The organism is Blastomonas sp. RAC04 (assembly GCF_001713435.1).
GTDB lineage: Bacteria > Pseudomonadota > Alphaproteobacteria > Sphingomonadales > Sphingomonadaceae > Blastomonas > Blastomonas fulva.
In genome coordinates this window covers 3,725,178-3,749,280 of record NZ_CP016460.1, presented here as the reverse complement: position 1 = coordinate 3,749,280, position 24,103 = coordinate 3,725,178, and the positions used below count along the sequence as shown (strand labels likewise).

General features: G+C 65.7%; 26 protein-coding genes. 17 read left to right on the top strand and 9 right to left on the bottom strand.

The annotated features are described in order from the left end of the window. The first annotated feature begins 67 nt into the window (after positions 1-67). Entirely contained in the window at positions 68-958 is an 891-nt protein-coding gene (locus BSY18_RS18410; protein ID WP_069051468.1) for an SH3 domain-containing protein, read from the top strand. Between the two features lie 125 nt (positions 959-1,083). On the opposite strand, the gene pobA is transcribed toward BSY18_RS18410, so the two are convergent. From pobA to BSY18_RS18375, 7 genes are read right to left on the bottom strand one after another with little or no spacing between them, the layout of a single operon-like run. Beyond that, the gene (gene pobA, locus BSY18_RS18405; RefSeq protein WP_069051467.1) at positions 1,084-2,262 is read right to left on the bottom strand and encodes a 4-hydroxybenzoate 3-monooxygenase; all 1,179 of its coding nucleotides are present in this window, start codon (positions 2,260-2,262) and stop codon (positions 1,084-1,086) included. Continuing rightward, positions 2,259-3,200, bottom strand: coding sequence for a Gfo/Idh/MocA family oxidoreductase (locus BSY18_RS18400; RefSeq protein WP_069051466.1), 942 nt, complete (start codon positions 3,198-3,200; stop codon positions 2,259-2,261). The genes pobA and BSY18_RS18400 overlap by 4 nt, the downstream gene beginning before the upstream one ends. After that, the gene (locus BSY18_RS18395; protein WP_069051465.1) at positions 3,197-4,039 is read right to left on the bottom strand and encodes a class III extradiol dioxygenase subunit beta; all 843 of its coding nucleotides are present in this window, start codon (positions 4,037-4,039) and stop codon (positions 3,197-3,199) included. The genes BSY18_RS18400 and BSY18_RS18395 overlap by 4 nt, the downstream gene beginning before the upstream one ends. Then, entirely contained in the window at positions 4,039-4,449 is a 411-nt protein-coding gene (ligA, locus tag BSY18_RS18390; protein WP_069051464.1) for a protocatechuate 4,5-dioxygenase subunit alpha, read from the bottom strand. The genes BSY18_RS18395 and ligA overlap by 1 nt, the downstream gene beginning before the upstream one ends. Continuing rightward, complete coding sequence (locus tag BSY18_RS18385; RefSeq protein WP_069051463.1) at positions 4,446-5,471, bottom strand: amidohydrolase family protein; 1,026 nt, start codon at positions 5,469-5,471, stop codon at positions 4,446-4,448. Before BSY18_RS18385 ends, ligA begins: the two co-directional genes overlap by 4 nt. Beyond that, positions 5,468-6,331, bottom strand: a complete 864-nt coding sequence (locus BSY18_RS18380) for an NAD(P)-dependent oxidoreductase (protein ID WP_069051462.1) — start codon at positions 6,329-6,331, stop codon at positions 5,468-5,470. Before BSY18_RS18380 ends, BSY18_RS18385 begins: the two co-directional genes overlap by 4 nt. Before the next feature lie 54 nt (positions 6,332-6,385). After that, the gene (locus BSY18_RS18375) at positions 6,386-7,591 is read right to left on the bottom strand and encodes a LysR family transcriptional regulator (protein ID WP_069051461.1); all 1,206 of its coding nucleotides are present in this window, start codon (positions 7,589-7,591) and stop codon (positions 6,386-6,388) included. A 99-nt stretch (positions 7,592-7,690) separates the two neighbouring features. Here BSY18_RS18375 and BSY18_RS18370 point away from each other — a divergent pair, with 99 nt between their 5' ends. The 3 genes from BSY18_RS18370 to BSY18_RS18360 all read left to right on the top strand — a co-directional run bounded on the left by BSY18_RS18370 (position 7,691) and on the right by BSY18_RS18360 (position 10,586). Beyond that, positions 7,691-8,362: a 4-carboxy-4-hydroxy-2-oxoadipate aldolase/oxaloacetate decarboxylase gene (locus BSY18_RS18370; RefSeq protein ID WP_069051460.1), complete on the top strand. Its 672-nt coding sequence runs from the start codon at positions 7,691-7,693 to the stop codon at positions 8,360-8,362. Between the two features lie 162 nt (positions 8,363-8,524). Beyond that, on the top strand, positions 8,525-9,559 hold the full coding sequence (locus BSY18_RS18365) for a 4-oxalomesaconate tautomerase (protein ID WP_069051459.1): 1,035 nt from the start codon (positions 8,525-8,527) through the stop codon (positions 9,557-9,559). A 139-nt stretch (positions 9,560-9,698) separates the two neighbouring features. Next, on the top strand, positions 9,699-10,586 hold the full coding sequence (locus BSY18_RS18360; protein ID WP_069051458.1) for an amidohydrolase family protein: 888 nt from the start codon (positions 9,699-9,701) through the stop codon (positions 10,584-10,586). Between the two features lie 7 nt (positions 10,587-10,593). Here the strand turns inward: BSY18_RS18360 and BSY18_RS18355 are convergent, their stop codons facing one another. Next, positions 10,594-11,556, bottom strand: coding sequence for an MBL fold metallo-hydrolase (locus BSY18_RS18355; RefSeq protein ID WP_069051457.1), 963 nt, complete (start codon positions 11,554-11,556; stop codon positions 10,594-10,596). Next, positions 11,556-13,871: a TonB-dependent receptor gene (locus tag BSY18_RS18350; protein ID WP_236823410.1), complete on the bottom strand. Its 2,316-nt coding sequence runs from the start codon at positions 13,869-13,871 to the stop codon at positions 11,556-11,558. Before BSY18_RS18350 ends, BSY18_RS18355 begins: the two co-directional genes overlap by 1 nt. A gap of 134 nt (positions 13,872-14,005) precedes the next feature. Between BSY18_RS18350 and BSY18_RS18345 the strand changes: the two genes are divergently transcribed. The 13 genes from BSY18_RS18345 (at position 14,006) to BSY18_RS18285 (ending at position 24,101) form a co-directional block, all read left to right on the top strand. Further along, positions 14,006-14,911, top strand: coding sequence for a LysR family transcriptional regulator (locus BSY18_RS18345; protein WP_054133773.1), 906 nt, complete (start codon positions 14,006-14,008; stop codon positions 14,909-14,911). A gap of 136 nt (positions 14,912-15,047) precedes the next feature. Next, positions 15,048-16,166 (top strand): FAD-dependent oxidoreductase, encoded by a 1,119-nt coding sequence (locus BSY18_RS18340; RefSeq protein ID WP_069051456.1) that lies wholly within the window; start codon positions 15,048-15,050, stop codon positions 16,164-16,166. 40 nt (positions 16,167-16,206) lie between these two features. Next, the gene (locus BSY18_RS18335; protein WP_054133771.1) at positions 16,207-17,109 is read left to right on the top strand and encodes a VOC family protein; all 903 of its coding nucleotides are present in this window, start codon (positions 16,207-16,209) and stop codon (positions 17,107-17,109) included. 3 nt (positions 17,110-17,112) lie between these two features. Then, the gene (locus tag BSY18_RS18330) at positions 17,113-18,282 is read left to right on the top strand and encodes an alpha/beta hydrolase family protein (protein WP_069051455.1); all 1,170 of its coding nucleotides are present in this window, start codon (positions 17,113-17,115) and stop codon (positions 18,280-18,282) included. Then, positions 18,279-18,599: a DUF2218 domain-containing protein gene (locus BSY18_RS18325; protein ID WP_069051454.1), complete on the top strand. Its 321-nt coding sequence runs from the start codon at positions 18,279-18,281 to the stop codon at positions 18,597-18,599. The genes BSY18_RS18330 and BSY18_RS18325 overlap by 4 nt, the downstream gene beginning before the upstream one ends. Beyond that, positions 18,596-19,045, top strand: a complete 450-nt coding sequence (locus BSY18_RS18320) for a hypothetical protein (protein ID WP_069051453.1) — start codon at positions 18,596-18,598, stop codon at positions 19,043-19,045. Before BSY18_RS18325 ends, BSY18_RS18320 begins: the two co-directional genes overlap by 4 nt. 4 nt (positions 19,046-19,049) lie before the next feature. Further along, entirely contained in the window at positions 19,050-19,829 is a 780-nt protein-coding gene (locus tag BSY18_RS18315; protein ID WP_054133767.1) for a cyclase family protein, read from the top strand. 2 nt (positions 19,830-19,831) lie between these two features. Further along, positions 19,832-20,599 carry an SDR family NAD(P)-dependent oxidoreductase gene (locus tag BSY18_RS18310; RefSeq protein WP_069051452.1) on the top strand — a complete coding sequence of 256 codons (768 nt, stop codon included), beginning with the start codon at positions 19,832-19,834 and terminating at the stop codon, positions 20,597-20,599. Beyond that, positions 20,589-21,521: an NAD-dependent epimerase/dehydratase family protein gene (locus tag BSY18_RS18305; protein ID WP_069051451.1), complete on the top strand. Its 933-nt coding sequence runs from the start codon at positions 20,589-20,591 to the stop codon at positions 21,519-21,521. The genes BSY18_RS18310 and BSY18_RS18305 overlap by 11 nt, the downstream gene beginning before the upstream one ends. Before the next feature lie 19 nt (positions 21,522-21,540). After that, complete coding sequence (locus BSY18_RS18300; protein ID WP_069051450.1) at positions 21,541-22,506, top strand: fumarylacetoacetate hydrolase family protein; 966 nt, start codon at positions 21,541-21,543, stop codon at positions 22,504-22,506. Further along, positions 22,503-23,000 (top strand): cupin domain-containing protein, encoded by a 498-nt coding sequence (locus BSY18_RS18295; protein ID WP_069051449.1) that lies wholly within the window; start codon positions 22,503-22,505, stop codon positions 22,998-23,000. Before BSY18_RS18300 ends, BSY18_RS18295 begins: the two co-directional genes overlap by 4 nt. Beyond that, positions 22,987-23,733: an alpha/beta fold hydrolase gene (locus BSY18_RS18290; RefSeq protein ID WP_069051448.1), complete on the top strand. Its 747-nt coding sequence runs from the start codon at positions 22,987-22,989 to the stop codon at positions 23,731-23,733. The genes BSY18_RS18295 and BSY18_RS18290 overlap by 14 nt, the downstream gene beginning before the upstream one ends. Beyond that, complete coding sequence (locus BSY18_RS18285) at positions 23,730-24,101, top strand: nuclear transport factor 2 family protein (RefSeq protein ID WP_069051447.1); 372 nt, start codon at positions 23,730-23,732, stop codon at positions 24,099-24,101. Before BSY18_RS18290 ends, BSY18_RS18285 begins: the two co-directional genes overlap by 4 nt. Positions 24,102-24,103: the final 2 nt, after the last annotated feature.

The following is a 24,103-nucleotide window of genomic DNA, read 5'->3' as shown; positions in this document are numbered from 1 at the left end:
AACGCGCAAGAATCGCAGCCACCGCCTAACCTGCCTTCATCAAGCAACGCTCTGCAGGAGGCACCTCATGAAAGCCCGCACACAGTTCGCATCGGCATTGTCTGCCGCCGCTTTCGCAGCCCTGGCAGTTACACCGGCGCATGCGGGCAAGCCGCCCGCCGAGGTCGAGGTCACCAAGTGCGCGACGCCCCATGGCTCGATCGCGATCACCGATGGCGACACCCAGGGCTGGGCCAAGATGGGCCTGTCCAGCCCGCGCGGCATGCTGGGCGCGATCGTGCAGCAATCGGGCTGCTTCACGCTGCACACCGGCGCCGAGGGCAAGCCTGCAGACTATCTGATGTCCGCCGTGGCAGGGTCGCAAGAAGAGATCGACCGCACGATGGACGCCGCCAAGGGCGCGCTGACCACCGGGCTGGTGCATTCGGGCGCAGCCGGTGCGATCCTCTCCAGAGTGCCGTTCGGCGGTGCGATGTTCGGGATGCTGGGCGGTCTGGGCGGCAAGAAGAAGACGGTTACCGCCGGGCTTCGTCTCGTCAATCCGGCCAACGGACAGACGCTGCTGTCGGGCAGCGGCCAGAGCCAGAAATCGACCATCAGCGTGCTCAGCAGCACCGACTGGGTCGCGGCCAGCCAGGGGCAGCTCGGTCAGTATGGATCGTCGGCGGATGGCAAGATGCTGACCAGCGCGTTTATCGAGGCGTACAATACGCTGGCATCGCAGGCAGGCGCATTGGCACCCGTGCAACCTGCCGCGCCAGCCGCAGCCGAGACGGCGAAATATATCGTCGCGGTGGACACAAAGATGCGCGCCACCGCAGCGGCGGAAGCACCCGAGGTCCGCGCGCTCAGGGCAGAGACCGCGCTGATCCCGACCGGTCAGAAGGAAGGGCTTTTCGTCGAGGTGACAGACACCTACGGCACCAAGGGATGGGTTTCGGTGGAGGACCTGCGTTAGATTGCGACCCGAGCGCAAGCTTTCCACCGTCAGGAGGGCGCCATCCGCAAGGTTGGCGCCCTTTCCTGTTTGCAGCAGGTCAGTGCGAGGCGACTGCGTCCCGGCTCAGGACCGGTGCAGCCTAGCTAAAGCGGCAACCCGACATAATTCTCGGCGATTGCGGTCTGCATCGCGGGCGAGTTGGCGAGATAATCGAGCTCGGCGATCTGCATGCGGCGCTCGAAGGCGCCCTGCTCGGGAAAGCTGTGCATCAGCTTGGTGAGCGACCAGCTGAAGCGCTCCGATTTCCAGATCCGCGCCAGGGCGCGGCGCTCGTAGCCGAGCAGCCCGGCTTCATCGCGCTGGCGATAATGGCCGATCAGCGCGTCGGACAGATAGATGACATCGGATGCGGCAAGGTTCAGGCCCTTGGCGCCGGTCGGCGGCACGATATGTGCCGCGTCACCGGCCAGAAACAGCCGTCCATGGCGCATCGTCTCGAAGACATAGGAACGCAAAGGAGCGATCGACATCTCCAGCGCCGGGCCGCGCGTGACGCCGTGCCGCGAAATGCCGTTGAAGCGGCCTTCGAGCTCGTCCCACAGCCGGTCCTCCGACCAATTGTCGATGCTCTCGCCCTGCGGCACCTGGATGTAATAGCGGCTGCGCGTCGGCGATCGCATCGATGCGAGCGCGAAGCCGCGCGGGCCATTGGCGTAGATCAGTTCGTCATGACAGGGCGGCACATCGGCGAGGATACCCAGCCAGCCGAACGGATATTCATGGGTGTACTCGCGCACCACGTCTGCAGGAATGGCGCGGCGTGAAGGGCCGTGGAAGCCGTCGCATCCGGCGATGAAATCGCATGCGAGCGTGTGCGCGACGCCATCTGCATCATAGGTCACGCTGGGATGATCGCTGTCGACATCGTGCAGCGCCAGATCGGCCGCCTCGAACACGATGTTCAGCCCGCGCTCGGGGGCTGCGTTGATCAGGTCACGGGTGAGCTCGGTCTGGCCATAGACCACCACGTTGCGCCCGGTCAGCGCCTTGATGTCGATCCGCACCAGCATGTCGCCATCGGCGAGGTTGAAGCCGTCCTCGACCAGCCCTTCGGCATCCATCCGCGCCCCCAGCCCCAGCCGGTGCATAATGTCGGTGGTCACCGTCTCGAGCACCCCTGCGCGAATGCGGCTTTCGACATGCGCGCGGGTCTGGCGTTCCAGCACCACGCAGTCGATGCCCTCGGCCTTGAGCAGATGGCCCAGCATCAGCCCGGCGGGACCGGAGCCGATGATCGCGACCTGGGTCCGCTGGGCCGTCATGCGCCGAGCTGCCGTTCGAGATCGCCGAGCACCCGGTAGCAATCGAGCACCTGAGCCACCGAGCTGTTGGGCTCGCGTCCTTCGCGGATCGCGGCGATGAACTCTCGGTCCTGCAGTTCGATGCCGTTCATCGATACCGCGACCTTGGAGACATCGATCGGCTCTTCCTTGCCATTCACCAGATCGTCGTAGCGTGCGATATAGGTCGCGGTGTCGCCGATATAGCGGAAGAAGGTGCCCAGCGGGCCTTCATTGTTGAAGCTCAGCGACAGCGTGCAGATCGCGCCGCTCTCGCTCTTGAGCTGGATCGACATGTCCATCGCGATGCCGAGCTCGGGATGGATCGGCCCCTGCAGCGCGTGCGCATCCACGATCCGTCCGGCCTGATAGGCGAACAGGTCGACGGTGTGCGCGGCATGGTGCCACAATAGATGGTCGGTCCAGCTGCGCGGCTCGCCCTTGGCGTTGATGTTGCGGCGGCGGAAGAAATAGGTCTGCACGTCCATCTGCTGGATGTTGAGCTTGCCGCTCGTGATCTCGTTGTGAACGTATTGGTGGCTGGGGTTGAAGCGACGGGTGTGGCCGACCATGCAGACAAGGCCGGTCTCCCGCTGCTTGTCGACCACCGCCTGCGCATCGGCCCAGCTGTCCGCCAGCGGGATTTCGACCTGCACATGCTTGCCCGCGTTCATGCAGGCGATGGCCTGTGCAGCATGCATCTGCGTCGGCGTGCACAGGATGACGGCATCGACGTCATCGCGCGCCAGCGCTTCATCCAGTTCGGTCGTGGCATGCACCGCGCCGTATTTTTCGGCGACGGCTTGCGCCTGCTCCAGCCTGCGGCTGACGATCGAGACGATCTCCACCCCGTCTATCAGCTTCAATCCGTCGAGATGCTTTTCACCAAAGGCACCTGCGCCTGCGAGGGCAATTCTCATGTCTGTGGCTCCAATACCAGATGGCCGATGGCGGTGTTGCTGCACGGGATGTGGTAATGGCGGTGCAGCGTCTTCACGCTCTTGCCGAGTGCGCCGCGCATGATCAGCCACATCACCATCTCGATGCCCTCGCTGCCGGTCTCGCGCAGATATTCGATGTGCGGAATGTGCCGCGCCGCATCGTCATCCGACTCGAGCATGTCGAGGAAGCGGTTGTCCCATTCGCGGTTGAGCAGGCCTGCGCGCGGTCCCTGCAGCTGATGGCTCATCCCGCCGGTTCCCCAGATCTGCACGTTGAGATCCTCCGGGAAGCTGGCGACTGCGCGCGCGATCGCCTCGCCCAGCGCCCAGCAGCGGTTGCCCGACGGCGGCGGATAGGTGACGACATTGACCGCCAGCGGGATCACCGTGGTCGGCCAAGCCTCGCACTTGCCGAACATCATGCTCAGCGGCACGGTCAGGCCATGGTCGACGTCCATCTCGTTGATGATCGTCATGTCGAATTCGTCTAGGATCAGGCTTTGGGCGATATGCCAGGCGAGGTCCGGATTGCCGATGACATCGGGAACCGGACGCGGTCCCCAGCCCTCGTCCGCCGGCTTGTAGCGCTCGCCGCACCCGATCGCGAAGGTCGGGATGATCTTCATGTCGAACGCGGAGGCATGATCGTTGTAGATCAGGATAACGACATCGGGCTGCTGCGCCTTCTCCCACTCCCGCGTCCAGTCATAGCCTGCGAAGATCGGACCGAAATAGTCGTCGCGCTCCTTGCCCTGGTCGTGCGCCACGCCCAGCAAAGGAACATGGCTGCTGGCCACGCCTGCGGTAATCCGGGCCATCAGCGCTTCTCCCTGATCGACCGCAGGCCTTCGGGCGAGCGGCCGCCATCTATCATCATCTGGCGGTATTCGGGCCAGCTCATGTCGGTCATCGTGCTCACCGCCTCGGCAAAGGCGATGCCGTCGGTGGAGAACAGCTTGGAGAGGAAGTAGATGTTGCCTCCCAGATCGATCATCGCGTTGTAATCGCGCGCCATCACCGCTCGCTTGGCCTCTTCCGGTATCGCCCATTCGTCGAGATAGGCGCGCTCGTCGGCCTTGAACCGCGCGCGTTTCTCGGCATCCATCAGGCTCATCGCGAACTGGTTGAGGTGATATCCCTGCCGTGCGCGCGCCGCGGTGAACACGCGGGTGCCCGGAATGTCCTCGAGCTCGGCGAGATAGGCGTGGATGTCGGTAGGGTGGCTCACAGGCCGCGCTCCTTCAATTGCGCATCCAGCCTGGGAAAGACGCGGCGGGCATTGCCCTCGAAGATCATGTGCCGCTCGGCCTCGCCGATATCGAGCGCATCGACATAGCGCTTGGTGTCGTCGAAATAATGCCCGGTGGTGGGGTCGATGCCGCGCACCGCGCCCACCATCTCGCTGCCGAACAGGATGTTCTTGTTGTCGATGACATCGGCAAGCAGATCGATCCCCGGCTGATGATAGACGCAGGTGTCGAAGAAGATGTTGTTCATCAGATGCGTGTCGAGCGCGGGCTTTTTCAGCATGTCGGCAAGGCCGCGATAGCGCCCCCAGTGATAGGGCACTGCGCCGCCGCCATGCGGGATAATGAAGCGCAGCGTGGGGAAATCGGCGAACAGGTCGCCTTCCAGCAGCTGCATGAACGCGATCGTGTCCGCCGCGATATAATAGCCGCCGGTGGCGTGCATCGCCGGGTTGCAGCTGCCCGAGACGTGGATCATCGCGGGCACATCGAGCTCGACCATCTTCTCGTAGAACGGGTACCAGAAGCGGTCAGTGAGCGGCGGGTGCTCGAAACGGCCACCGCCCGGATCAGGGTTGAGGTTGCAGCCGATAAAGCCGAGCTCGGTGACGCAGCGTTCGAGCTCTTCGATGGAGCCCTGCATATCCGCCTTGGGGCTTTGCGGCAGCATGCACACGCCTGCGAACACGCCCGGGAACAGGCCGACGACGCGCGCTATCAGATCGTTGCAGCGCCGCGCCCATTCGCGCGCCACGCCCTCGTCGCCGACATGCGGTGCCATCGCGGAGGCGCGGGGGCTGAAGATCGTGAGATCCGCACCGCGTTCCTTGATCAGCCGCAGCTGGTTGGCCTCAATCGTCTCGCGGATGTCGTCGTCCGAAATTTCGGGATAGGGCGGGCAGATCGCCCCCGCCTTGAACGCGGCCTTCTGCTCCTCGCGCCAGGCGTCGTGCGCCTTGGGGAGGACCGTGTAATGGCCGTGGCAGTCGATGATCATGGTCATGCGGGGGCTTTCTGTCCGGCAGCGGTGATGGCATGCAGTTTTGCGCCCAGGCCTTCGGGCGGCGTGATCGCGAGCGCGCCCAGGTCCCGCTGGCGCGCAATGGTGCCGCGGGTCATCACAGGGTCGACGCCAAGGTCTTCCAGCGTCACCGCGACCTCTTCCATCTCGGCGGCGCGGCGCAGGCCGTGCGCCATCATTCGGTCGAGATTGTAATCGAAACGCTCGCCCCAGGATTGCGCTTTCCAGCTCGCGTCGAGCGAGGCGATCACTGCATCGGTCACCCCCGCGCGGTCTGCGGCCAGCGCGCATTCGGCGCTCAGCGCCTCCAACCCCTTGACCATCACCGATCGGATCATCTTGATCGCCGACGCATCCCCGATGGCCGCCCCGGCGACGGCGGTGTTGGCAAAGCCAAGCAGCGTCAGGGCCTCAAGCGCAGCCTGAGCATGCGGGCCAGATACCGATAGCGGCACATTTTTGCCCGCGGGCAGCACCGGCGCCATCACCGCGACATCGATATAGCGTCCACCGGAAGCCTCGATCGCCTCGGCCGCGCGGCGCTTGGTGCCCGGCGCAACGCTGTTCATGTCGAGCCACAGCGCCCCCGCACCAAGCAGCGGGGCACAATCGAGCGCCGCAGCCAGCGCCTGGTCTGCAGTCACCAATGACAGCACCACCTGCGCACCCGACAGGGCGCTCGCGGCATCGTCCATGCCATCGACACCGGCAGCGTCATAGGCAGCGACCATCGCGCCGCGTTCGCGCTCGTGCAGCGTCTTGTGGTCGAACGCCCGCGCGCCCGCCGTGGCAAAGGCGCGGCCCGCTTCTCCAAAGCCGATAAAGGTGGTCGCTGGCATCATGGCGTGGCCCTAGGGCAGCGAGCCTTGCTCTCACCAATCCAATTGCTGGGTCCCCTATTGGTTTTCGTGAAGTCTTGTCTCGACGGAGGCCTGATGCAGCAGATCGACCAGCCGCTGCTGCGCGCGCGTGGGCCGCCAGCCGCGGCGGGTGCTGATGCCGATCGTGCGAACGCTGCCGGGCAGGTCGAGATCGATCCGCACCAGCATCGCGGTGTCGAGTTCGACCGCGATCTGGTCGGGGGACAGCAGGGTCAACAGATCGCTCTGCATCACCAGCCCGCGGATGACCATCACCGACCCGCATTCCACCGGAACCGGGGGAGGATCGCCTGCAAACAGCGCTTGCCAGTGCGCGCGCAGCGGCGTTCCCTGCGGGCCCACGACCCAGGACTGACCGCGCAGCTGATCCAGCGTCACCCGGCGTCCGGCCAGCGGATGGTCCTTGCGCGCGAAGATCGCCAGCCGGTCGGTGAACAGCGTAACCTGATCGATCTGCGGCGGCGGGTTCTCGCGCAACGCACCGACCATCACGTCGATGATCCCGTCGAGCAGCGGATCGATCAGTTCGCGCCACGATCCTTCGACGACGTCGATCACCGTGCCGGGGCTTTCGCGCAGGAAATGCGCGATGGCACGCGGGACCACCAAAGCGCGGCTGAGCGGCATCGCACCGATTGCGATCCGCCCGCCGACCTCGGGATCGCCGCGTGCCTCGTCCATTCCCGCCGCCAGCTCGCCCGCCGCCAACCGGACCCCGCGCGCCAGCGATCGCCCGGCAGGCGTCAGCACCATGCCGCGCCCGCGTCGCTCGGCCAGCGCTGTCCCGCACACCTGCTCGAGCTCGCGCACCGCGCGGTGGATACCGGGTTGCGACAGACCGCTCGCGGCGGCGGCACCGGCAAAGCCCTGCGCGTCGGAAAAATGCAGAAAGGCTTCGAGCTGGGTCGCGGTCATCAGCTGTTCGGGACGGGAAAAGCCGCGCGCGCCGGTGCGCCCTGGCCGCCGGGTCGCGGATGCCAGATGGGCAAACGCCCGTTCTGCCCGTTCGGCCAGCGCAAGGCCCGCGGCGGTAGGGGTGACGCCGCCCGAATGACGGTCGAACAACAGCACGCCGATCTGCTTTTCAAGCTTGCCAAGGCCCTGTGTCAGCGCAGGTTGCGACAGGCCTGCGGCCTCTGCCGCGCGGTTGAGACTGCGCAGCGCCACCACGTTGCCGAGTGCGCGCAGATGGCGCAGGTTGAGATCGAACGGCTTGAGCATGAACACCAGACATAGCAAAAACCTATTGGCTGTCCACAAGTTGGATTGGCGTTCGGCGGGATCATGGGAGCACGGGGAAGCTCCAAGGGAGTGTTGCGCATGAATGTGGTGGTGCAGAATATTGAGCGGACCGCGCTCGACATCGTCGATGGCCTCGGGGCTGCGGGTGTCGCAACCGTGCACGAGGCGCAGGGCCGCATCGGCCTGCTAGCGCACCATATGCGCCCGATCTATGCCGGTGCCCGCATCGCGGGCAATGCGGTGACGATCTCTGCGGCTCCCGGCGACAACTGGATGATCCATGTCGCGATCGAGCAGCTGCAGCCCGGCGATGTCCTTGTGCTGGCGCCGACCAGCCCGTGCGTCGACGGTTATTTCGGCGACCTGCTGGCGACCAGCGCGATGGCGCGCGGATGCCGGGGGCTGGTGATCGATGCCGGGGTGCGCGATGTGCGCGACCTCACCCAGATGGGCTTTCCGGTCTGGTCCAAGGCGGTGTTTGCACAAGGGACGGTCAAGAACACGCTGGGCAGCGTCAACGTGCCGATCGTCTGCGCGGGCGCGGCGATCCAGCCGGGTGACGTGATCGTCGCCGATGACGATGGCGTGTGCGTCGTCAAGCGGGCGGACGCAGCGGCGGTGCTGGCCAAGGCGCAGGCGCGCGAGGCCGCCGAGGAAGCCAAGCGCCAGCGGCTGGCGGCTGGCGAACTCGGCCTCGACATCTACGACATGCGCCCGCGGCTCGCCGAGATGGGGCTGAAGTATGTCTGAGGGCAAAGTTACCCTCTCCCATTGGGAGAGGGAAGGGGCCCGCGAGGCGCAGCCGAGTGGGAAGGGTGAGGGCGACGCCCTCCCGGCCACCCTCACCCTTCCGGCGCTGCGCGCCTCCCTCCCTCTCCCGATGGGAGAGGGAATGTGAAGGCCATCCGCTGCATGTGGATGCGCGGCGGCACCTCGAAGGGCGGGTTCTTCCTGAAGGACGACCTGCCCGCCGATCCGGCTGCGCGCGACGCGTTTCTGCTGCGCGCGATGGGCTCGCCCGATCCGCGCCAGATCGACGGCATGGGCGGCGCCGATCCGCTGACCAGTAAGGTCGCTGTCATCAGCAAGTCAGAGCGGCCCGGGGTCGACGTCGATTACCTGTTCCTGCAGGTGTTCGTCGATCAGGCGATCGTCACCGATGCGCAGAACTGCGGCAACATCCTTGCCGGGGTCGGCCCGTTCGCGATCGAGCGCGGGCTGGTTGCAGCGCGGGACGGGGTGACGCGGGTCGCGGTCTATATGGAGAATACCGGCCAGATCGCAGTCGCCAGCGTCCAGACGCCCGGCGGGCGAGTGACTTACGATGGCGATGCGACGATCACCGGGGTGCCCGGGAGCGCGGCGCCGATCCCGCTCGCGTTCCGCGACACCGCAGGCTCGTCGTGCGGCGCGCTGCTGCCCACCGGTCATGCGGCGGACGAAATCGACGGGGTGCGCGTCACCCTGATCGACAACGGCATGCCCTGTGTGGTGATGGCCGCAGCCGATGTCGGCATCACCGGCTATGAAGACCGCGACACGCTCGACGGCCATGCCGCGATGAAGGCGCAGGTCGAGGCGATCCGCCTCAAGGCCGGGCCAATGATGAACCTGGGCGATGTCAGCGCCAAGTCGGTGCCCAAGATGATGCTCGTCGCAGCCCCGCGCGAGGGCGGCGCGATCAGCGTGCGCTCGCTGATCCCGCATCGGGTGCATGCCTCGATCGGCGTGCTCGGCGCGGTCAGCGTCGCCACTGCCTGCCTGATCGAAGGATCGCCCGCTGCAGACCTGGCGCAGATTGGCGAAGGGCAGATCAAGACGTTGGGCGTCGAGCACCCCAGCGGCGTCACCGAATGCGTGGTGACGGTCGGCGAGAACGGTCAGCCGGTCGAAGCCGGGATGCTGCGCACCGCGCGCAAGCTGATGGATGGCGAGGTTTTCGGGTGAATTTCCGCTTGTCACCCTCACCCTTCCGGCGCTTCGCGCCTCCCTCCCTCTCCCACCGGGAGAGGGAAGGGGCCCGCACCGCGCAGCGGTGTGGGAAGGGTGAGGGTGACCGAGCCTCAATGAAAACAGGATATATCCGATGAGCACCACCGACGCCCAGGGCCGCGTCCGCAGCTGGACACTCGCCCCCTCGAAGCCGCGCTTCACCCCGCCGCCGGGTGCGGTCGATGCGCATTGTCATGTCTTCGGGCCGATGGCGCAGTTTCCGTTCAGCCCCAAGGCCAAGTACCTGCCGCAGGATGCCGGTCCTGACGCGCTGTTCGCGTTGCGCGACCGGCTGGGCTTTGCGCGCAATGTCATCGTCCAGGCGAGTTGCCACGGCACCGACAACCGCGCGACGCTGGGCGCCATCGCGCTCTCCAACGGCATGGCGCGCGGCGTCGCCGTGGTTGATCCGGCGATTTCGGATGCCGAGCTCGATGCGCTGCACGCAGGCGGTATTCGCGGGGTGCGCTTCAACTTCCTCAAGCGGCTGGTCGACGATGCGCCCAAGGACAGGTTCCTCGACGTCGCACGCCGGATCGAGCGGCTGGGTTGGCACGTCGTGGTGTATTTCGAGGCGGACATCCTGGACGAGATGCTGCCGTTCCTTGCCGCGATCCCGGTGCCGATCGTCATCGACCATATGGGTCGCCCCGATGTGCGCCAAGGGCCAGATGGCGCGGACATGACCGCGTTCCGCAAGCTGCTCGATAGCCGCGACGACATCTGGACCAAGGTCACCTGCGCCGACCGGCTCGATCCTTCAGGCCCGCCTTATGCCGATTTCGTGCGCGCGGTGCGCCCGCTGGTGGAGGACTATCCCGACCGCGTGCTGTGGGGCACCGACTGGCCGCATCCGAACATGGAAAGCGTGCTGCCCGACGATGGCGCGCTGGTCGATACCATCCCGCAGATCGCCGCGACGGCAGAGCTGCAGCACAAGCTGCTGGTCGCCAATCCGATGCGGCTTTACTGGGCCGATTGAGCGCGGATCAGAACCTGTCGAGATCGTTTGCCAGCGTGACCGGCCCGGAATAGCTCTTCGCGATCTGCGTGACATAGCCCTTTGTCCGTGCCGGATCGGGGGTGCCGGCCGCAAAGTGCGTGATCACCAGCGCCTTCACCCCTGCCCTGCCGGCAAGCTGCCCGACAGCCTCGGGGGTGAGGTGATGGGTCGACAGGTGCTGCTCGAGATCACGCTTGGCCTCTGGCGGCATGTTGGGGGAATTGCGCGCGACATTGGCCATCGTGCCAGCCATGTCGATCATCTCGCTGACCAGAAGATCCGCGCCTTTGGCAAGCTTTTCCAATGCAGCACTGGGCCCGGTATCGCCGGTGTAGACGATCGACCGGCCCGGCAGGTCGAAACGGAAGCTGAGCGACTTGTAGTTGCGATCCTCGACGCTTCCGGGCGCGAAATCATAATGCGTGTTCTGCGCTGCGGTGACGGTCATGCCGTTCAGCGTGGTCTTTTCACCATCGGCCAGTTCGATGACGGTGACCGTATCGGCAGGCGGCGTCCAGGGCTTGCCCGGAATGCCATATCCGGCCCGCGCGGCAGGCTGCATCGATGCGACCATCCCTGCGACCAGTTCGCGCGTTCCCGCCGGACCATAGACCGTCAGCGGTTCGCGCACATTGGTCTGATTGCGCAGCCCCAGCACCGCTGAAAGCCCGCCGGTGTGGTCGACATGGAGGTGGCTGAGAAACACCGCGCGCACCCGCGGCAGCATGATGCCGGCCCGGCTGAGCTGCTGCACCGTACCATCGCCTGCATCGACCAGATACACCTGGCCTGCATGCAGCAGCGCGTTGGCGGGCTGCGACCGGTCCGGCGAGGGAACAGGGCCACCCATGGTGCCCAGCGTGATGAACGCATCCGCTGCGGGCGCAGCGGGCTGCGCCAGCGCCGGCGTGAAGACCGCCAGCGCCAGCGTCAGCCAGGCCGCGCGCATCAGAAGTTGAATCCGACGCGCACGCCATAGGTCCGCGGCGGGCGCAGCGTCGCCACCGGGAAGTCGAGGATCGGCCGCGTTCCCGCACGCGCCAGCACCTCTTCATCGGTGATGTTGTTGATGAACCCGGTGACATTCCATCCGCCCGCGCTTTCCAGCGTCAGATAGGCATCGGCCATGGCGAAGCTTCCCTGGCGTTCCTCGGGCCGGAAGTTCGAGTTGAGGAACCGGCTGCTTTCGATGTTGCCGCGCGCACCGAAGACCAGGTTGAGATCGCCGGTCAGCTCGAACGTGCGTTCATATCCTAGGTTGACCGCCCATTTGGGCGAATTGACCGTGGGGTTGCCCGAGCAATCGATGTCGAAGAAGCGCGCACCGTTGACCCCCGGATTGGCGAGCCGGCTGCCCAGCGTGGTGCATCCCGTCGTCACCGGCGCGCCGGTGGGCGAGAAGTTGGCGGTCTGCAGTCTGTCGTACTTGCCGTTGAGATACTGGACGTTGAGATTGAACAGATCGTTGCGGCTCGGGGCGAAGCGGGCCTCGAACTCGACGCCGTAGATGCGCGACTTGCCCGCGTTGACCGTGGTCGAGCCCTGCGCGAAGATGCCGCCTGCCGTCCGCACGCCGCCGACGAAGGTGATCTGCTGGTCCTTGTAGTCCCAGTAGAACGCTTCGATGTTCAGCTGCAGCTTGTTGTCGAAGAAGCGGTTCTTGGCGCCCAGCGTAAAGGCGGTCAGCTCTTCGGGTGCGAAGGTGTTGTTGGGCGGCTGGGCGACAAAGAACCCGCCCGATTTGAAGCCGGTGGCGACATTGGCATAGACCAAAGAGGCAGGACCAGCGTCCCATTCCAGCCCGGCCTTCCAGGTGAATTTCTCGAACGACAGGTCACCGGTGAACGGCGCGCTGAGCGGCGGCGCCACGGGGCCGGGCAGACCGCCCGCCGCAACGGACGTGAACTGCTCCTTGTCTTCCTTCGTGTAGCGCCCGCCCGCCACCAGCCGCAGCGTATCGGTGATATCGAAGGTCAGCTGGCCAAAGGCGGCGATGCTCTCGGTGCTCAGCCGCGGGGTGAAGCGGGTGCTCGAGATATTGCCCTGGCGGAAGAAGTTCTCGGTGACCTGGTTCTCGCCGAAGTAGAAGACGCCCAGCACATAGCGCAGCCGCTGATCCTCGTTGGACGCAAGCCGCACTTCGAGCGAGCTTTGCTCCGCGACATCCTTGATCGTGCCGGCAAAGCCCGGAAGATAGGTGAGCACGTTGACGTCCGAGCGGCGATAGGCCGGAATGACGGTCAGCGTGCCGAAGCCCATATCGCCGACGACCGTGGCGCTGACGCCGAAGAACTGGTTGTCGAGGAAGCCATCGGTGCCGGCCAGCGCGACGCAGCCGCTGTTGACGAAATTGCCGGGCCCTCCGCAGAACGGCGGCGCGAAGATCCCTCTTGCCAGACTGCGCACCGCAGCCTGCGCGCGCGGATCGGAGATGCTGACCCGGTCTTCGAGCGGAGGCACGGTGTAGCGCGCTTCGGGCAGCAGCACCGCGCCGGCACCCTTGCCGCGCTGGTTGTAATAGTCCGCGACCAGGGTCATCGACCAGCGGTCCGAGGGCTCGATCAGCAGCGATGCGCGGAACGCCTCGCCCTTGTCGTCGTCATAGCCGTCCGAGATATAACCGTCGCGATCGACGATCTGCCCGGCCAGTCGCAACGCCACCGTGTCACCGATCGGAATGTTGAGCGCCAGCGAGGCCTTCTTGCTGTCGTAGTTGCCGTATTCGAACAACCCCTCGCCGCTGAACGAGCCAAGCACCGGCTTTTTGGGGATGACGTTGATCGCGCCGCCGGTGGCGTTGCGGCCATAGAGCGTGCCCTGCGGCCCCTTGACCACCTCGACCCGCTCCAGATCGTAGAACACGCCTGCAGGTGCCGTCGGGCGGCCGACATAGATGCCGTTGAAGTTGAACGCGACGGCGTTTTCGGCGAACGAGTTCTGCGAATTGGTGCCGACGCCGCGCAGGAAGAAGCTGGTCGTGCCGCCGGTGGGCTGGACGACCAGCGAGGGAACCAGCCGGCCAAGGCCCGCGGTTTCGGTGATGCCCGACTTGGTGAGATCGTCTCCGGTCACCGCGGAAACGGCAACCGCGGCGCGCTGAAGGCTTTCCTCGCGGCGCTGCGCGGTCACGACGATCTCGCCAAGACCGGTGTTTTCCTGGTTTTCGGTGGTCTGGGCGGTATCGGCCTGGTCCTGCGCCCATGCGGCACCCGGGACGATCAGCCCGGCCAATACGGTGGTCGCCAGCAGAAAAGCTCTCATCATTCATCTCCCCAAAAAGGCGCGACTGCCTGCACGGGCACCCGCTGTATTGGCGGACCTTTTAAGGCAGGGGCTAGCCATAGGTTAAATCTTTTGTTTTAATGGTAATCCAATCACGCCATCGATAGGTTAATTTCATGCGGTTCAAGGGTCTCGATCTCAATCTGCTGGTGGCGTTCAGCTGCCTTATGGAGACTCGCAGCGTTTCGCGCGCGGCCGAGCAGGTGCATCTCAGCCAGCCGGCAATGAGTGCGGCGCTGAGCCGATTGCGCGAATATTTCGGCGATGACCTGCTGGTGCTGCAGGGCAAAAGGATGTTTCCGACCGCCTATGCCGAGTCGCTGCTGCCGATGGTGCAGGAGACGCTGCGGCAGGTCGATGCGCTGATCACGACCTCGACCGCGTTCGATCCGGCCACCTCGCAGCGCACCTTCAGGCTGATCGCATCCGACTATATCACCGCCGCCATCATCGCCCCCTTGTCGCGCCGGCTGGCGGATATCGCGCCGAGCATCCGGCTCGAATCGGTGCTCCCCTCGGACGGCAGCTCGGATCTGCTCGCGCAGGGCGCGTTCGATCTGCTGATCACGCCCGAAGATTTCATCAACCCCGGCCAGCCGGCAGAACTGTTCTTCGAGGAACGCCATGTTGTCGTCGGCTGGGATCGCAACCCGCTGTTCGCCGACGTGCTCACCGAAGAGGCGCTGATGCAGGCCAGCCATGTCGGGGTGCACATGGGCAATCAGCGCACCAGCGCGTTCGGTGACAGCATGATGGAGCAGCTCGGCCGGTTCCGCCGGATGGATGTGATGGCATCGTCGTTCACCGTCGTGCCGTGGCTGGTAATCGAGACGGGTCGGCTGGCGCTGATGCACGAACGCCTCGCGCGGCGAATGGCGCGGATGTTCCCGCTGGCGATTGCGCCGATCCCCTTCCCCTTTCCGATGATGCGCGAGATGCTCCAGTTCAACCGCGCCCGCGCCAGCGATGAAGGGCTCAAATGGCTGCGCAACCAGCTCCGGCACGACAGCGCGCTGCCGTGATTGCACTGCGAAGCATCGACAGTGCTGATAGACATCAATCCAAACAATAAAATTTACAGATTTACGCCGAACCCTCTATTTCAGCACCATGATGCGCCCACCGGCTGAACGGGGGTGTCGGAGAGGTAGCGGACGCGTGAAAGACTTGAGAATTCTGATCGTTGGCGGCGGAATCGGCGGGCTGACATCGGCCATTGCGCTGCGTCGCAAGGGCCATACCGTCGATGTGATCGAGCGCGACCCTGACTGGTCGGTCTATGGGGTAGGCATCATCCAGCAGGGCAATGTCGTCCGCGCGATGACCGAGCTTGGCCTGATCGACGACTACATCAGCGCCGGGTTCGGCTTCGACCGGGTGCAGGTGTACATCCCCACTGGCCAGTGCGTCGCCGATATCCCCACGCCGCGGCTGGTCGATGGCTATCCCGGCAATGTCGGCATCGGCCGCCGCGCGCTGCACAAGGTGCTGGGCGACCGGACCATCGGCGCGGGCGCGACCGTCCGGCTGGGCCTGACCGTCGCCAGCCTGGACGATGACGGCGCGGGTGTTTCGGTCACCTTCAGCGACGACAGCACGGGCCGCTACGATATCGTGATCGGTGCCGATGGCCTGTATTCGCAGACCCGCCAGACGATCTTCCCCGACGCGCCAAGGCCCGAATTCACCGGCCAATCAGTGTGGCGCTACAATTTCCGGCGGACGCCCGATGTCATCGGGCTGCAGGCTTATGAAGGGCAGACCGGGATCGGGCTGGTGCCGCTCTCCGATGAGCTGATGTACATGTATGTGACCACGCCCGAGCCGGGCAACCCCTGGTACGCCACCGAAGAGCTGGCAGCAGCGATGCGCGCCAAGATCGCCGGGGTCCCCTCTCCCGCCATCGCCGCACTGGTCGACCAGATCACCGACAACCACGAGGTGGTCTACAAGCCGCTCGAATGGTTGCTGCTCGAAGGTGCGTGGCACAAGGGCCGCGTCGCGCTGCTCGGCGATGCGGTCCACGCCACCACCCCGCATCTGGGGCAGGGCGCCGGCATGGCGATCGAGGACGGGCTGGTGCTCGCTGAAGAGCTCGAGGCCGCCGACGATATCGAGACCGCGCTTGCCGCCTATCGTGACCGCCGCTTCGAGCGCTGCCGCTATATCGTCGAGTCGTCTAAGGCGATCTGCTTTGGCCAGATCGGCAAGGGCCCGCTGGTGGATAACGCCACCGCGACCCGGGAAATGTTCATGAAGGTTGCCGAGCCCATTTGAGGTCGGCGTTTCCCCCATCTTTCAAGGAGTTAAATTCATCATGGCCAGAGTAAGCGAGATTCGCCACGTCGGCTACGCCGTCACCGATCTGGCAGCAGAGGCTGCATTCTATCGCGACACCTGGGGTCTCAAGGACGCCGGCGAAAAGGACGGCATGCTGCACTTCGCCGCCGAAGGAAACGACGAGTTGTACGTCGTTCGCCTGCGCCAGGCCGATGTGCAGAAGATCGACATCATCACGCTGGCTGCCGACTGCCGCACCGATGTCGATGCGCTGCACGACAAGGTCGCGGCCTATGGCTGCCAGGTGGTGTTTGCGCCCAGGGAGCTCGACACGCTGGGCGGCGGCTATGGCTTCCGCTTCTTCAGCAAGGACGGCCTGCCGTTCGAAATCTCCAGCGATGTCGCGCGCGGCACCTCGCGCGAGCTGGTCCGCTGGGAAGGCATCCCGCAGAAGATCAGCCATATCGTGCTGCATTCGCCCGATCATCAGGAGATGGTGCGGTTCTTCACCGACGTGCTGGGCTTCAAGGTCAGCGACTGGCTGGGCGACTTCATGTGCTTCCTGCGCTGCAACCAGTGGCACCACCGTATCGCGCTGCTCCCCGGGCCGCCGTGCCTCAACCATGTCGCCTATGACATGCTTGGCGTCGATGACATGATGCGCGGCATCCACCGGCTCAAGCAGCAGGGCACCGACATCCGCTGGGGGCCCGGCCGCCACACCGCGGGCAACAACACTTTCAGCTACTTCACCACGCCGGGCGGCTTTGCGGTCGAATACACCGCCGATCTCGAAGAGGTCGACGATGCCACCTGGGTGGCCACGGTGCACGCGCCAGCTCCTTTGGTCATGGACCAGTGGGGCATCGGCACCGGCGGTCCGCAGACCATGCCACACCCTGCCCCCGACAAGGGCCTGTTCCAGCCGGCGGGAGTATAAGCCATGGCGTTGTTTGAGTATTTTCCCAACTACATCTGGAACCTCTCGGTCGCGATCGCGATCGAAAGCGGCGGGCAGATCGGCGAGATCATCGACATGTGCCAGCCCATCCGCGATGCCGCGGCCAATGGCGCCGATGCCGGCACGCCGCAGTTCATGCGCGCCTGGGTGGAGACCGGCGACAAGCTGATCGGCCTGGCGGGCGAAGACGAGGAACGCGGCCGCGCGTTCTCCGCTGCCGCCAAGCTCGAGCGCGCGGCGCTGTATCTGCTGGTCGCCGAACGGATGCAGGGCCAGGGCAGCCCCGACCGCGCTGCGACCTATGCCAAGGCGCTCGACACCTTCAAGCGCGCGATGACCCTGGGCGATCACGCCGTCGAGCGGGTCGAAATCCCCTATGAAGGCAGCACCTTCCCCGCTTTGTATTGCCGCGCGCCGGGCGATGGCCCCAAGCCGGTGGTCGTCTATTGCAACGGCCTCGATAGCTCGAAGGAGTTGCTCTACTGGTCCAAGCTGCCGCATGCACTGGCTGCCCGCGGCATCTCGAGCCTGTGCGTCGATCAGCCGGGCACCGGCGAGGCGCTGCGCCTCAACAACCTTCCCGCCACGCCGCACTCGGAAAAATGGGCCTCGCCTGCGGTCGACTGGCTTGAAAAGCAGCCCGATGTCGACCCGGCGCGCATCGGCATGACCGGTATCTCGCTGGGCGGCCATTTCGCCCCGCGCGCAGTGGCGTTCGAGCCACGCTTTGCGAGCGGAGTCGTCTGGGGCGCCAACCACAATTGGGCCGAGGTCCAGCAGAAGCGCCTGCGCCGCGAGGGCGAGAACCCCGTGCCGCACTATTGGGCGCATGTGATGTGGGTGTTCGGCGCGACCGACATGGATGATTTCCACGCCAAGTCGAAGGACATGACGCTCAATGGCGTGATGGACCGCATCAAGGTGCCGTTCCTCGTCACGCACGGCGAGAAAGACCGCCAGATCGGGCTGGAATACGCGCACCAGAGCTTCGAGCAGCTGACCAACTGCCCCAAGCGCGAACTCAAGATCTTCACCGCGCGTGAAGGCGGGGTCGAGCATGTCGGCGCGGACAACATGTCGTTCGGGCGCGATTACATCGCCGACTGGTTCGCCGAGACGCTGGGCGGTCGCACATCGGCGGCCAGGCCATGAGCTTCGTCGCCACCGCGCGCATCCCCACGGCCAGCGCCAGTAAGTACCTGCAGCAGGTCTGCAAGCATTGGGAACACACCCTGCCCGTCAGCTTCGACAAGGATCACGGACAGATCACCTTTGCCAAGGATGCGCGCGGTGCCGACTGGCCTGCCGATGCGGTGGTGACCCTGGATGCCGAGGCCGATACTTTGGTCTGCACGATCACCGCCAGCGCCGAGGGCCAGCGCGACGGGCTGAAGGGCGCGCTCGAGCGGCATATCGACCGCTTCGCTTTCCGCGAAGTACCGCTGGCGTACAACTGGACCGACGCATGAACGAAGCGCGCGGCTATGTGCGCAGGCAGACGTTGATCTCGATTGTGATCACGATGGCGATCAGCGCCGGGTTCTTCTTGGCTGTCTTCGGCCGGACCGACCCCATAGCGGTTTGGGCACCCGACAATCTCGCGCTCGACTTCCTGCCGCAAGCGGGCGCAGCGTCGTTCATGGCCGCGCTGATGCCCGCGCTGCAGACGCGCGCCGCGATGATAAAGGGCAAGCTTCCTGGCACGCCGCCCACTATTGGATCGATCGTCGTGCGCGCGATCATGCTCGCGCTGCTGGCGCTGGGGCTGGCGGGCATGGCCATCGGCGCGTTGCAACTCAACGGTATCGCGACGTTCGCCTGGGGGACCGCATTTGCTATCAAGGTTGCATTCGGCGCGCTTCTGGGATTGATCATCACACCCCTGGCCCTGCGCTCCGTACTGACAAGAGGATAAGACCATGGCCCGTCACTTCATCGACCTGTCGATCTATCTGGAAAACGACGTGATCACCGATCCGCCGTTCATGCGGCCCAAGATCACCTATCAGCAGCATGCCGATACGGTCACCGAGCTCGGCCATTTCTTCCCTGGAGTCACCGCCGAGCAGTTGCCCGATGGCGCGGGCTTTGCCGCTGCCGAATGGGTGACGCTGACCACGCACAACGGCACGCATCTGGATGCGCCCTGGCATTTTCACCCGACGATGGATGGCGGCCAGCGCGCGATCACGATCGACGAGGTACCGCTAGAATGGTGCTTCAACCCCGGCGTGAAGCTCGACTTCCGCCATTTCGAGAACGGCTATGTCGTCACCGCCGCCGATGTCGAAGCCGAGCTCGCGCGGATCGGCCATGAATTGCAGCCGTTCGATATCGTGCTGGTCAACACCGCTGCGGGCGGCGCGGTGGGCAAGCCCGACTTCGTCGATACCGGTTGCGGCATGGGCTATGAGGCGACGATGTACCTGCTCGAGCGCGGCATCCGCGTCACCGGCACCGATGCCTGGAGCTGGGACGCCCCGTTCAGTTACACCGCCCAGAAGGTCGCCGAGAGCGGCGACACGTCGCTGATCTGGGAAGGCCACAAGGCCGGGCGCGACATCGGTTACTGCCATCTCGAAAAGCTGCACAACCTCGAAAGCCTGCCCGCGCACGGGTTCACCGTCAGCTGCTTCCCGCACAAAATCCGCGGCGCATCGGCTGGCTGGACGCGGGCTGTGGCGATCATCGAAGACTGACCATGGCTTTCGATCCCCTCTGTCTGTCGGGCCGGACGGCCATCGTCACCGGATCGACGCAGGGGATCGGGCTGGGTATCGCGCGGGCGCTGGCGCAGGCCGGCGCGCGGGTCGTGATATCGAGCGAAGATCCGCAGGCGGTGGTAGCCGCCGCATCATCGCTCGCGCAAGCGTGCCATGATGTCCATGGGATTGCCTGTGACGTCACCGATGCCGCCGCGCTCGCGACGCTTGTCGAGGGCACGGTCGACAGGTTTGGCGGTCTTGATATCCTGGTCTGCAACGCCGGGATCACCGGCGAGGCAGGTAGCTGGGACCTCGGGGATTTCGATCGTGTGATGGCGGTGAACCTGCGATCGCTCGTCGCGCTGACGGCGCTGGCGCTGCCGCATATCGCGGCAAGCGGCGATGGCAGTGTTATCCTGATGTCGAGCCTGGCGGCGCTGCGCGGCAACGGCGCGATCAACGCCTATGCCCTCGCCAAGGCAGGCGTCGCGCAGCTCGCGCGCAATCTGGCGGTGCAGTGGGGCCCCAAAAGCGTGCGGGTCAACGCGCTTGCCCCCGGGCTGATCGCCACGCCCCTGTCCGAGCCGCTGATGGCCGACGAGAGCTTCATGGCGCGGCGGTTGCAGATGACGCCGCTGCGCCGGGTGGGATCGGTCGAGGATGTCGCTGCAGCGTGCGTCTTCCTCGCCTCGCCCGCCAGCGGCTTCATCACCGGCCAGCAGATCGCCATTGATGGCGGAACGTCGATCACCGATGGCAGCTGACCCGTCCTCCCAAGTGCTCGTCACCGGCGCGGGCGGCTTTGTCGGCCAGGCGCTGGTGCGCGCGCTGGCGCAGCACTGCCGCGTGACCGCGACGGACCGCAGCGGGCTGGAATTTGCAGATCTTGCCGGGGTCACGGGTGTGCCCGGTGACCTGGATGACCCAGCACTGCTGGCCGCGCTGACCGCAGCGCCGTTCGATGCCATCGTGCACCTGGCGACCGTGCCGGGCGGCGCCGCCGAAGCCGATCCCGCACTTGCCGCGCGCGTCAACGTCGCAGCATCGATGGCGCTGATCGATGCCGCCGCCGCGCACGGCAACCGCCCTCGCGTCCTGTTTGCCAGCAGCATCGCGGTGTTCGGCGACCCCCTTCCCGCTTATGTCGATGATGCCACGGCTGCGCGCCCGATGCTGCGCTATGGCGCGCACAAGGCGATGATCGAGGAGTGGATCGCAACGATGACGCGGCGCGGTGCGATCCGCGGGCTCTCGCTGCGGCTCCCCGGAATCGTTGCTCGGCCCTTGGGGCCATCGGGGATGAAATCGGCGTTCCTGAGCAACCTGTTCCACGCGCTCAAGGCGGGTGAGCCGATCAGCCTGCCGGTCTCCGCCGGGGCAAGCTGCTGGCTGCTGTCGCGACGCGGGCTGATCGCGCAGCTGTGCCAGGCGCTGGATCTGCCCGCCCACCCTGCCGATGCCCGTCTCAACCTTCCTGCACAGCGCGTGATCCTGCGCGATCTCGTCGCCGAGGTTGCACGCCAGACGGGGCGCGACCCTGCCCTGGTGGACTATGCGCCCGATCCCGCGATCGAGGCGGCGTTCGGACGCCAGCCCCCGCTCGCCACGCCCCGCGCCGATGCGCTGGGGCTTCGCCACGATGGCAGCCTTGGCGCTTTGGTGGCGCAGGCGCTGGCCGATCTCTGATCCCTTGAAAGGACCCCGCATGAAACTCGCAACCCAGGACAATGGCACCCCCGACGGCGCTTTGGTCGTCGTCAGCGCCGATGGCACCCGCTTCCTCGGCGCATCGGATGTCGCTGGCACGCTGCAGGCTGCCCTCGATGGCTGGGCCACCGCCGAACCTGCGCTGCGGGCGCTGGCAGACCGGCTGGCCGATGGCGAAGGCGAAAGTGCTTCGGACCTCGCTCTTGCCGCGCCCCTGCCCCGCGCGTGGCAATGGCTCGATGGTTCGGCCTTCCGCAGCCATGGCGAGCTGATGGAGACCTTGTTCGGCACCGAGCCGCCGCCTGCGGGCCGCCCCTTGATGTATCAGGGGCTGTCGCACCAGTTCCTTTCCGCCACCGCCGACGTACCGCTGCCGCGCGAGGAAGACGGCATCGATTTCGAGGGCGAGTTCGGCATCATCACCGACTTCGTGCCGATGGGCGTGACACCTGAGCAGGCCTTGGCGCACATCAAGCTGGTCGTGCAGATCAACGACTGGTCATTGCGCGCACTGGCGCCGATCGAGATGAAGACCGGCTTCGGCTGGGTTCAGGCCAAGCCCGCCTGCTCGGTCGCGCCGTTCGCGGTGACTCCCGATGTGCTGGGCGATGCCTGGCGCGAGGGCCGCGTCCACCTGCCGCTCAGCGTCGACTGGAACGGTAAGCGTTTTGGCGATGCTCTGGGCGGGGTGATGGAGTTCGGCTTCCACGATCTGGTCGCGCATGCCGCGAGCACGCGTTCGCTGTGCGCAGGCACGATCATCGGATCGGGCACCGTTTCGAACAGCAATTTCCGCGAGATTGGATCGTCGTGCATCGCCGAGCGGCGCGGGATCGAGATGCTCGACGAAGGCAAGCCGCGCACCGAATTCATGCGCTTTGGCGATACCGTGCGGATGGAAGCGCGCCTGCCCGATGGCGCGGTGCTGTTCGGCGCCATCGACCAGAAGGTGATCAGGGGATGAGCGCGCCCGCTTCTCCCCCCGTCCGCCGCATCGTCACCGGCCATGATGCCGCAGGCAAGGCCGTCGTCCGCAGCGACGACCTGCTGCCGGTCGAACCGATTCCCTCGGGCGACGCCGCCTTCAGCCTGGTGTGGACCACCGCGAGCGTACCTGCGGACAACAACGACGAGACCGATGGTCGCCTGCGCGATGCCGGGCTGACGCTGCACCAGGGCTCGGTGATCCGCATCGTCGACATGCTGCCCGGCGGCACATCGCCGATGCACCGGTCGAGCAGCATCGATTACGGCATCGTGCTCGCAGGGACGGTCGAGCTCGAGCTCGATGACGGCGCGGTTACCAGCGCCTCTGCTGGCGATATCGTCATCCAGCGCGGCACCATCCATTTGTGGCGCAACCCTTCGACAGATACCGTATGCCGGATCGCCTTCGTGCTGATCGAGGCCGCGCCGGTGGTGGTCAACGGAGCAGCGCTGCCCGATGTCGAACCCTGACACGACCGGAACGCCAGCCCGCGAGACCGTGATCCTCGTACCCGGGCTGCTGTGCGATGCTGCGATTTGGGAGCACCAGATTGCGGCGCTGTCGGCAGATTACGACGTTCGCATTCCCGACCTGACCGGGCAGGATTCGATTGCCGCCATGGCAGCGCACGTGCTTGCCGATGCCCCGCCGCGCTTTGCGATCGCGGGGCATTCGATGGGCGCGCGCGTGGCGTTGGAGGTTTGGCAGCAGGCGCCCGAGCGGGTGGAGCGGCTCGCCTTGCTCGATACCGCCGTGCACCCGGCGGGGCCAGACGAACTGCCAAAGCGCCAGGCGATGCTCGACATCAGCGCCAACCACGGCATGACGGCGCTCGCCGATGCCTGGCTGCCACCGATGGTGAAGGACGGTCTGCTCGATGCCGATCTCGCGGTGCGCGCGGCGCTGTATGCGATGGTCGAACGCATGTCGCCCGCGATACACCGCGCGCAGATCACGGCACTGCTCGGCCGACCCGATGCGCGCCCGCTGCTGCCGTTGATCGGCCGCCCGGTGCTGATCGGGGTCGGCGCGCTCGACCGCTGGAGCCCGCCTGCGCAGCACGAGGAGATCGCCGCTGCCATTCCCCATGCGCGCTATGTCGTGTTTGAAGGCAGCGGCCACATGGCGCCGATGGAGGCAGCCCAAGCGGTCAGCGACGCGCTTTGGCAATGGATGCACGAACCTGAAGGACAAGCGGCATGATGGAAATCGAATGGGCGGTCGAACGGCAGATCCGGCGCTTTGCCATGCTCAACGATGCGCACGACGCCGATGGGCTGGCGGCGATGTTCACGGCTGAGGGCAGCTTTGCCCGCCCCAGCGAGCCCGACGCGCCGGTAGCTGGCCGGGAGGCAATCTGCGCCTTCTTCCGCGACCGGCCCAGGCGGGTGACCAGGCATGTCATGGCCAACACGACTATCGACATCCTGTCGGATCGCGAAGTGCGCGCGCACAGCTATGTCGTGCTGTACATGGCGGACAAGACGCTGATCGGAGATTTCCACGACCGCATGGAGCTGCACGACGGCGTGTGGCTGTTTGCCGAGCGGTGCGGCTCGCTGGCGTTCTGACC

Bases quoted from the DNA above. Each gene is read 5' to 3' on its own strand.
- BSY18_RS18370 (WP_069051460.1), top strand. From the start codon at position 7,691: ATGAATGTGGTGGTGCAGAATATTGAGCGGACCGCGCTCGACATCGTC.
- BSY18_RS18305 (WP_069051451.1), top strand. From the start codon at position 20,589: ATGGCAGCTGACCCGTCCTCCCAAGTGCTCGTCACCGGCGCGGGCGGC.
- BSY18_RS18320 (WP_069051453.1), top strand. From the start codon at position 18,596: ATGAACGAAGCGCGCGGCTATGTGCGCAGGCAGACGTTGATCTCGATT.
- BSY18_RS18335 (WP_054133771.1), top strand. From the start codon at position 16,207: ATGGCCAGAGTAAGCGAGATTCGCCACGTCGGCTACGCCGTCACCGAT.
- BSY18_RS18360 (WP_069051458.1), top strand. From the start codon at position 9,699: ATGAGCACCACCGACGCCCAGGGCCGCGTCCGCAGCTGGACACTCGCC.
- BSY18_RS18375 (WP_069051461.1), bottom strand. From the start codon at position 7,591: ATGCTCAAGCCGTTCGATCTCAACCTGCGCCATCTGCGCGCACTCGGC.
- BSY18_RS18315 (WP_054133767.1), top strand. From the start codon at position 19,050: ATGGCCCGTCACTTCATCGACCTGTCGATCTATCTGGAAAACGACGTG.
- BSY18_RS18300 (WP_069051450.1), top strand. From the start codon at position 21,541: ATGAAACTCGCAACCCAGGACAATGGCACCCCCGACGGCGCTTTGGTC.
- BSY18_RS18285 (WP_069051447.1), top strand. From the start codon at position 23,730: ATGATGGAAATCGAATGGGCGGTCGAACGGCAGATCCGGCGCTTTGCC.
- BSY18_RS18355 (WP_069051457.1), bottom strand. From the start codon at position 11,556: ATGCGCGCGGCCTGGCTGACGCTGGCGCTGGCGGTCTTCACGCCGGCG.
- BSY18_RS18395 (WP_069051465.1), bottom strand. From the start codon at position 4,039: ATGGCCCGGATTACCGCAGGCGTGGCCAGCAGCCATGTTCCTTTGCTG.
- BSY18_RS18295 (WP_069051449.1), top strand. From the start codon at position 22,503: ATGAGCGCGCCCGCTTCTCCCCCCGTCCGCCGCATCGTCACCGGCCAT.
- BSY18_RS18410 (WP_069051468.1), top strand. From the start codon at position 68: ATGAAAGCCCGCACACAGTTCGCATCGGCATTGTCTGCCGCCGCTTTC.
- BSY18_RS18290 (WP_069051448.1), top strand. From the start codon at position 22,987: ATGTCGAACCCTGACACGACCGGAACGCCAGCCCGCGAGACCGTGATC.
- BSY18_RS18345 (WP_054133773.1), top strand. From the start codon at position 14,006: ATGCGGTTCAAGGGTCTCGATCTCAATCTGCTGGTGGCGTTCAGCTGC.
- BSY18_RS18350 (WP_236823410.1), bottom strand. From the start codon at position 13,871: ATGATGAGAGCTTTTCTGCTGGCGACCACCGTATTGGCCGGGCTGATC.
- BSY18_RS18400 (WP_069051466.1), bottom strand. From the start codon at position 3,200: ATGAGAATTGCCCTCGCAGGCGCAGGTGCCTTTGGTGAAAAGCATCTC.
- BSY18_RS18385 (WP_069051463.1), bottom strand. From the start codon at position 5,471: ATGACCATGATCATCGACTGCCACGGCCATTACACGGTCCTCCCCAAG.
- BSY18_RS18365 (WP_069051459.1), top strand. From the start codon at position 8,525: ATGTGGATGCGCGGCGGCACCTCGAAGGGCGGGTTCTTCCTGAAGGAC.
- pobA (WP_069051467.1), bottom strand. From the start codon at position 2,262: ATGACGGCCCAGCGGACCCAGGTCGCGATCATCGGCTCCGGTCCCGCC.
- BSY18_RS18325 (WP_069051454.1), top strand. From the start codon at position 18,279: ATGAGCTTCGTCGCCACCGCGCGCATCCCCACGGCCAGCGCCAGTAAG.
- BSY18_RS18310 (WP_069051452.1), top strand. From the start codon at position 19,832: ATGGCTTTCGATCCCCTCTGTCTGTCGGGCCGGACGGCCATCGTCACC.
- BSY18_RS18330 (WP_069051455.1), top strand. From the start codon at position 17,113: ATGGCGTTGTTTGAGTATTTTCCCAACTACATCTGGAACCTCTCGGTC.
- BSY18_RS18380 (WP_069051462.1), bottom strand. From the start codon at position 6,331: ATGATGCCAGCGACCACCTTTATCGGCTTTGGAGAAGCGGGCCGCGCC.